Genomic DNA, 6,920 nt, shown 5'->3' on the forward strand with positions numbered 1-6,920 from the left:
TGAAAGAATGGAGGTTGAGCCTGTCGAAACCACCATTCTTTCAAAAATGGCCCCATATAAAAGGGAAATTAAATGACAGAGAAAGAATTGTTTCAACGAAAGATAAAATTGAACAAAGATTTTGAGTGGAATGATGAAAATGTCCGCAGAATTTTGAATTTTAACGACGCGGTTCTGTTGAAATATGTGGAAGCCTGGGAAAAAGTTGAACATATCGACAGAGATTTTCAAAAATTACGGAATGATGGCAGCAAGGTTTACGAAAACTACAGAATTGAGGCGGAAATCGTTTATTGTGAGAAAGATTCAGATACCGCAAATGGGGAGGAGTTGAATTGGCTGGAAGAAAATCATTGTTATGCAGGAAATTCTGTTGTGGTGGAATTTGATGCAGATGGCGGTGGTTATGTTCATCCACTAGAGCAATTGGAAGATTGTTTTTTGATGGACACCAGCTGGAATATTGAAATTTTTGACAGACTAGAATTTAAGAAAAAGAAGATTTCGTATTTTATGCACAACCTTTTTTGTGACGGTCTGTTTTCACTGGAAGATCTGCTCAGAATGGATTGGAAAAATTTGCAGGTGATTGTTCGGATAGAAATGATGTGAGGACCTTGCAATACGCTGAGGATTTTATACGGGTCCAGATAAGATTCCTGAAAAACTGTGATATAATGGAAGAAAGGTGTATTCGATGGAAGATTATACGGACAGATTTGTCGGGATAAGATTTTTAGGTTGGATACAGAGAAGATGTGTTATGACGACAGGCCAGTGGCCTGCCCTTTTTTAGGATTTTAGAGAAAAACGAGGAAGAATTTATATTTTTAGAATTTGTTTTTATAAGTACAAAGTAACCTTCCAAAGAAAATAAAGGAGCATTTTTTCATCGGTTCAAGCCCGATGAAAAAATAGAATTATTAAACTTTAGGGTTTACGCGGAGAAGCGATTTTAGGAAAAGAAGAATAATTTTTTATTCGAGTCAGGCTCGAATAAAAAATTCTGAAATTTAACTTTAGGGCTTGAACGAAGAAGCGGTTGTACGCGGCTTTACGCCGCTTAGAATTTACAAAAAGAAGCATTGCTTCTAAAATATAATACATAATCTTCTTAAAGGAATAGATTTAAGAAATCTGATTCTGTATAAGAAATATAATTTGTCATAACAAGAGGTTCGTAGCCGACAGCGGGTCAAGCCCGCTGCGGTACAACCCATTGTTATAGCGACACGCCAGTGGCGTGAAAAAAAGGAGTAGATTTTGGAAATAAACAAAAAAACATGGGCAGCATTTTCATTGCATCAATTAAAAAAGAATATCGATACTAATCCCGATTATCAGCGTCCTGCTGTCTGGACAAAAGCTCAAAAACAACTTTTGATTGATACGATATTACATGGATATGATGTGCCAAAATTATACTTTCGTAAGATAAGCAAAAATCCTGAAAAGTTTGATGTTGTAGATGGACAACAACGTTTAAGAGCGATATGGGGTTTTATGGACGATGAGTATCCTATAGGCAAAGATTGTGACCCCATAAATGGTATAGAAGTCGCAGGAAAGAAATATAGTGAGCTTGATTTAGATATTCATCAAATTATTGATATGTACCAACTTGATGTTGTTGTAATTTCTGAATCTTCAGAAGATGAAGTCCGTGATTTATTTTTACGTTTACAAAATGGTACAAATCTTAAGGCTCAAGAAAAAAGAAATGCAATGTCTGGAAAGATGAGAGATTTTTGTCACGATTTAACAACTCATCCTTTCTTTGAAAAATCTGTATCTATAAAAAATGTAAGATTCTTATATGATTTGCTTGCAGCTCAAATGTGTCTTGTCACAATGAATAAAGGAGCTTGTAATGTAAAGGATGCAAATTTAAATAAGCTATATATTGAAAATATGAATTTTGATGAAAATTCTAAAGTTGCTAAAGATGTTACAAGAACATTAGATTTACTTTTTAAGATATTTCCTTCTGAAACTCCAGAATTAAAAAGACCTTATATTTTAGTTCTTTTTATTTTAGCACAAACACTTTTGAATGAATATGCTATAAAAGGTCGAGAACAAGAAGTCTTTGATTGGTTTATTGATTTTGTTGCAAGGGAAGAAGCAGAAAGTAAAAAATCTGAAGATGAACAAGACAAGGGATTTTTCATTTATCATGAAAAAGCTCAGCACAGTACCGATACCGAAGATTCCCTTGATTGGCGATATAAATTCCTTCTTGACGATCTGTTTGTAAAATTGCCGAATGTTCAACAAAAAGACCCACAGCGACTTTTTGATGAATATCAAAGAAAAGCAATCTTTAGGAAAAATAAAGGGATATGTCAGATTTGTGGAAAAGAATGTACTTGGAATACATTCCAAGCTGACCATATACTTGCATGGAATAAAGGCGGAGCAACAACTGTTGAAAACGGACAAGTATTGTGTCAGGAATGTAATGCAAAAAAAAGTGACAACTAAAATATAACGCTATAACAAAGCTTCAAAGCCGACAAACCGGTCAAGCCGGTTTGCGGTTTAACTCATTGTTAGGTTGATGGGCCACTGGCCCACTTATTGTTAATAAGGTAAATCTTCCAACATTTTTTCTCTTCAAAAAAATAAAATCGTTGGAGGATGATAATGATTTTAAAAGGAATTTTGGACGGCATTTCTGATGGTATAAAGAGTGTTCTGTGTTTTACTGATAGGGCTTATATAAAGATTAATGGAAAAAGAATTAAAAGAATAACTACATCAGATATCATTGATAATATTTTTCAGGAAAATATAGGAAATGAAATAGAATTATCAACGCGTTTTTCTTTATTATTTGGTACAGTTGTATACAGCGTAAAAGAAAGCAATGGAGAGGTAAATAAAACTGGAATATTAAATTTGCTTTTAATGGGAATGTTGAGAACACTTTGTTGGTTAATTTGTTACGGAATAATTTATGGTATTTTTTATGGAATCATGCTTGCAAACGATTTGGATGACAGCATTGTATCATATATTCCGATGATATTATTTCTTTATCCTATTTATGCATTTATCAGAGATTTAATTTTAAGAAATAAATTAAAATAATACTGTTGATGGCGGGTCAAGCCCGCCTATTTTTATAGACAAAACAATATTGGATGTGGTAAAATAATCCCACAAGGAGAAACAAATGCCAAGAATCGTTCCAATAAGGGATTTAAAGAACACAACCGCCATTTCAACTCTGTGCCATGAAGATGAGGAGCCTATTTTCGTAACAAAAAATGGCTATGGTGATATGGTTTTAATGAGCATGGAGACTTACGAGAAAAATCTTTTTCTTGCAAATGTATACGGAAAACTAGAAGAAGCTAAAGAAGATATGAGAAATGGCAGATATTCTTCTGTTGAAGATGCAATTTCCAGAATAAGAGAAAAACATGGCTTATAATGTAAGAATTATGGAAAAAGCAGAAGAAGATTTGTCAGAAATTGTAGATTACATTTCTGATATGCTTAAAAATCAAAAAGCGGCGAACAATCTTCTTGCAGACTTTCTTAAAGAAAAAGAAAACCTGGTGGAAAATCCATACATGTATCCTCTTAGCGATAATCAAGTATTACAGAACGATGGGTATCATCGTTTTCTTTTTTACAAAAATTTTATTGCATTATACTTAATTGATGATGAAGAAAAAATTGTCTCAATAATGCGTATTTTCTATGCAAAAAGAGATTATGCTAATTTAATATAGAAGAAAACCTAACATGGTTTTCAAAACCGATAAAAACTTTGTCACAAAAGTTGCTTTTCGTGGCTTTACGCCACCGCAACTTTTGCGCCAATTTTGCCTTCGGCAAAACCGTTTTTACGGTTTAAAACGCTAGTTAGGTTGATGGCGCACTGCGCCACTTACTGTCAGTAAGGAAAATCTTCCAACATTTTTTTCTCCGTAATGAAAATAAAATCTGAAGGAGGATTTTAATGGCAAAAGAAAATAAGAATTCTGAAGCGTTAGGAGCAGGAATCGGAGCTGTAGCGGGGGCTGGAGCTGGTATTGGAGTTGCAGGTGTAGCAACTACAGCGGCAACAGCAGCTGCGGCAGGAGGTACTAGTGCCGCTGCTATTACAGGAACTGTAGCTGCCGCTGGCGGTGGAGCCGTTGCTGCTGGTGGCGGTGGAATGGCTGCTGGAGTTGGAGCCATAGCCGCAACCTCTGCAGTTCCTGTTATTGGTTGGGCTATAGGCGGTGCTGTTGTATTGGGAGCAGCTGGATTTGGGATTGCAAAATTGATAAAATCTAAAAAAAATAAAAAATAATTCATAGCAATTGCTCCAACATAAGATTCAGTCAAGTTGAACTTGACTGAATTATTTATTGTTGACAAATATTCACTATAGTTCATATAATAAAGTATGTGGAATGTAGATTCATCAGATGAATATGATGCATGGTTTCTAACACTGGACGAAGAAAGTAAAGAAGCGGTATTGCAAAGAGTTATTTTACTTAGACAATACGGACCGAATCTTCCTCGCCCATATGCAGATGTACTTCATGGTTCTAAAAAGCTAAAGAATCTTAAAGAACTGAGAAATCAGACACAGAAACATCTTTTGAGAGTTGCTTATTACTTTGATTCTGCAAGAAATGCATTTCTGCTTACCGGCGGAGACAAGAAAGGAAAAGATCAGGATAAATTTTACAAGGATTTAATTGCCGAATCCGAAGTAATCGTAGAAAAACATGAGAAGGAGTTGGAAGATGAAAGACGCAATCAAAATGATGGAAAGTAACATGTCTCCGGAAGCAGTTCGCCGTGCTCACATAAAAGCAGAACAGGATATTATGACAATCCGTCTTGCACAGCTCCGTGAAGAACAGAATGTAAAACAGTCAGAAATGGCAAATTTTACTCAGTCATCTGTTTCAAAAATTGAAAAAAGAAAAGATATAAAAATTTCAACATTAATAGATTATCTTGATAGTCTTGGTATGGGATTAGAAATAATAACTTATCCGAAAATGGCAGTTTCAAAAAAACAGGAAAAAGTTCTGTTGAAAGTATAAGAAAACCTAACATGCACTTCAGAGCAGACGCACGGTCAAGCCGTGCGCTGTTTAAGTGCGTAGTTATGCCCACAGCCCACTGGGCTGGAAAGGAGGAGTAAGAAAATGAAAAGAAATTTTTATTGCTTTTTTATACTTTTGCTTGCATTGTTTAATTCTTGTCAAAATGGAACAGGAAGTGAGAATCTTGTTGGAGATAAAACCTCAACTGATATTACAGATGATACAAAAAAAGAAGAAGATAATATTGGAAGTGCCTATATTATGAATGGTTCATTAAATAATATTAATTGGTATGTTCCAGATGTTAGCAATGACATTCAATATTTTTCTTTTACAAATTCGCAAATTTACTATAAATTCAGTTATAATGAAAATTCTACTTTTAGTGGTTTGGGCTCATCTAAAGTTGGTAATATAACATTTTTAAAAACAGATTTATCAAAATTTAAATATCGTTGGGATGGAAGTATAAGTGGTTCTGAAAAAACAGAAACTATTCTTCTTCTAGATAAGGATGTTTTGGTTGTAAACAGTGGATTCGAGTGTACAAATGAAATCGCAAAGACTCATATTTGTTATAAAGATTTATCCGCATATACAAATGATATTCCATTTATGGGTTTTGGAAAAACAGCTCAAAATAGTTATTCAGAATGGTTTATATTTACTCCATCTGGAAATTGTTATAAGCGATATTTAAATTCTCAAAGTAATGAATTATTAATTATAAGTGGAACTTGGGAAAAAACTGAAGACCAAACATATAAAATATTCTGGTCAAAAAATAATAAAAATAAATATGATATTTTAAAGGGAACAAAACTATATCAAAATGCAAGTGAAAATATAAGTGCTGTTCCTATAAATTTATATGTTACAAGGTATTAAAAGGCATAACAAAGGTTCGTAGCCGACAGGCAGTCAAGCTGCCTGCGGTACAACCCATTGTTATGTGGACGCCCGCACTGGGGCGCTTGTGTTAAGAAACAGAAAAAAATGCCGATTTATAAATGAGGTATAAAATGAATATAGAGAAAATTTGTAATGAAATTCTTGATGAACTTAATCCTTGCTACGATATAGAACAATCTTTGAGAAATGCTTTTATCACTGTTATAAAATATTTAAATCAATTCCCTGAAAATCTTTCAGTTCGTTCTAAAAATAATATTCCTGATGTAAAAACAAGAGAAGGAATAGAACAATTAGCTATTTCATATTTTAATGGCTTCCATTCTCCTACTGTTCCGAAACTGCCACAAACTGTACCAGATGAAATGGTAAGTTTCATCATGGAAATTGTTTTTAATCATTCAAAGCAAGAAACAGAGGAAATAAAAATAACTCATTTGGAATCAATGGCTTCTGAAAATGCTGTTGGAGCACTTTTGGAAAGATACTTGGATTCTGTTTTAAGAGAAAAAGGCTGGGCTTGGTGTTGTGGAAATTTTGTAAAAGCTATCGACTTTATAAAATTTGACAATGGTGTTTGGTTTGAATTGCAGATAAAAAATAGAAGTAATACAGAAAATGAAATAGTCAAGAAAAGTGCAGTCCCAAATACCCCTTAAATTAAGCTGCTATTAACATAGCTGTTTTTGACAGCCTGTATTTAGTTGGAGGAAAACCTCCGTTTACAGTGCTGATTCTTACAGTGTTGTAGTAAGCAAAAATGTATCTCCAGACTTCTTTTTTTACTTCTTCGGCTGTCATTTTTGTCGTGTCCATCTGATAGATTTTTTCCTTTTTAAGGGTAGCGAAAAAACTTTCCATTCTGCAGTTGTCGTAGCACTTTCCGACATCGCTCATGCTCTGGACAATATGCAGCTGTCCAAGAACCTTCTTGTAAGCCTTGCT

Annotated in this window: 11 protein-coding genes; 10 read left to right on the top strand and 1 reads right to left on the bottom strand. The window is 34.1% G+C overall.

The features are described from left to right. Window positions 1–72 precede the first annotated feature (72 nt). The 10 genes from B5D47_RS03495 to B5D47_RS03540 all read left to right on the top strand — a co-directional run bounded on the left by B5D47_RS03495 (window position 73) and on the right by B5D47_RS03540 (window position 6,634). A complete protein-coding gene (locus tag B5D47_RS03495) occupies window positions 73–612 on the top strand; it encodes a hypothetical protein (RefSeq protein WP_078930425.1) in 540 nt (179 codons plus the stop codon). Window positions 613–1,263: 651 nt separating this feature from the next. Further along, on the top strand, window positions 1,264–2,484 hold the full coding sequence (locus B5D47_RS03500; protein ID WP_078930426.1) for a GmrSD restriction endonuclease domain-containing protein: 1,221 nt from the start codon (window positions 1,264–1,266) through the stop codon (window positions 2,482–2,484). A gap of 162 nt (window positions 2,485–2,646) precedes the next feature. Then, window positions 2,647–3,093, top strand: a complete 447-nt coding sequence (locus B5D47_RS03505) for a hypothetical protein (RefSeq protein ID WP_078930427.1) — start codon at window positions 2,647–2,649, stop codon at window positions 3,091–3,093. An 85-nt stretch (window positions 3,094–3,178) separates the two neighbouring features. After that, window positions 3,179–3,439: a type II toxin-antitoxin system Phd/YefM family antitoxin gene (locus tag B5D47_RS03510; RefSeq protein WP_078930428.1), complete on the top strand. Its 261-nt coding sequence runs from the start codon at window positions 3,179–3,181 to the stop codon at window positions 3,437–3,439. Window positions 3,440–3,449: 10 nt separating this feature from the next. Beyond that, on the top strand, window positions 3,450–3,743 hold the full coding sequence (locus B5D47_RS03515) for a type II toxin-antitoxin system RelE/ParE family toxin (protein ID WP_234969884.1): 294 nt from the start codon (window positions 3,450–3,452) through the stop codon (window positions 3,741–3,743). 230 nt (window positions 3,744–3,973) lie between these two features. Next, entirely contained in the window at window positions 3,974–4,309 is a 336-nt protein-coding gene (locus B5D47_RS03520; protein ID WP_078930430.1) for a hypothetical protein, read from the top strand. Between the two features lie 96 nt (window positions 4,310–4,405). Next, window positions 4,406–4,786, top strand: a complete 381-nt coding sequence (locus B5D47_RS03525) for a type II toxin-antitoxin system RelE/ParE family toxin (RefSeq protein WP_078930431.1) — start codon at window positions 4,406–4,408, stop codon at window positions 4,784–4,786. Then, window positions 4,755–5,060: a helix-turn-helix domain-containing protein gene (locus B5D47_RS03530; protein ID WP_078930432.1), complete on the top strand. Its 306-nt coding sequence runs from the start codon at window positions 4,755–4,757 to the stop codon at window positions 5,058–5,060. Before B5D47_RS03525 ends, B5D47_RS03530 begins: the two co-directional genes overlap by 32 nt. Window positions 5,061–5,165: 105 nt before the next feature. Continuing rightward, a complete protein-coding gene (locus B5D47_RS03535) occupies window positions 5,166–5,951 on the top strand; it encodes a hypothetical protein (RefSeq protein ID WP_078930433.1) in 786 nt (261 codons plus the stop codon). A 134-nt stretch (window positions 5,952–6,085) separates the two neighbouring features. Further along, window positions 6,086–6,634, top strand: a complete 549-nt coding sequence (locus B5D47_RS03540; protein ID WP_234969885.1) for a SinI family restriction endonuclease — start codon at window positions 6,086–6,088, stop codon at window positions 6,632–6,634. 1 nt (window position 6,635) lies between these two features. Here B5D47_RS03540 and B5D47_RS03545 read toward each other — a convergent pair. Beyond that, the coding region (locus B5D47_RS03545; RefSeq protein ID WP_234969886.1) for an IS3 family transposase at window positions 6,636–6,920 on the bottom strand (285 nt) is incomplete at its 5' end.

This window comes from Treponema berlinense, assembly GCF_900167025.1.
Taxonomy (GTDB): domain Bacteria; phylum Spirochaetota; class Spirochaetia; order Treponematales; family Treponemataceae; genus Treponema_D; species Treponema_D berlinense.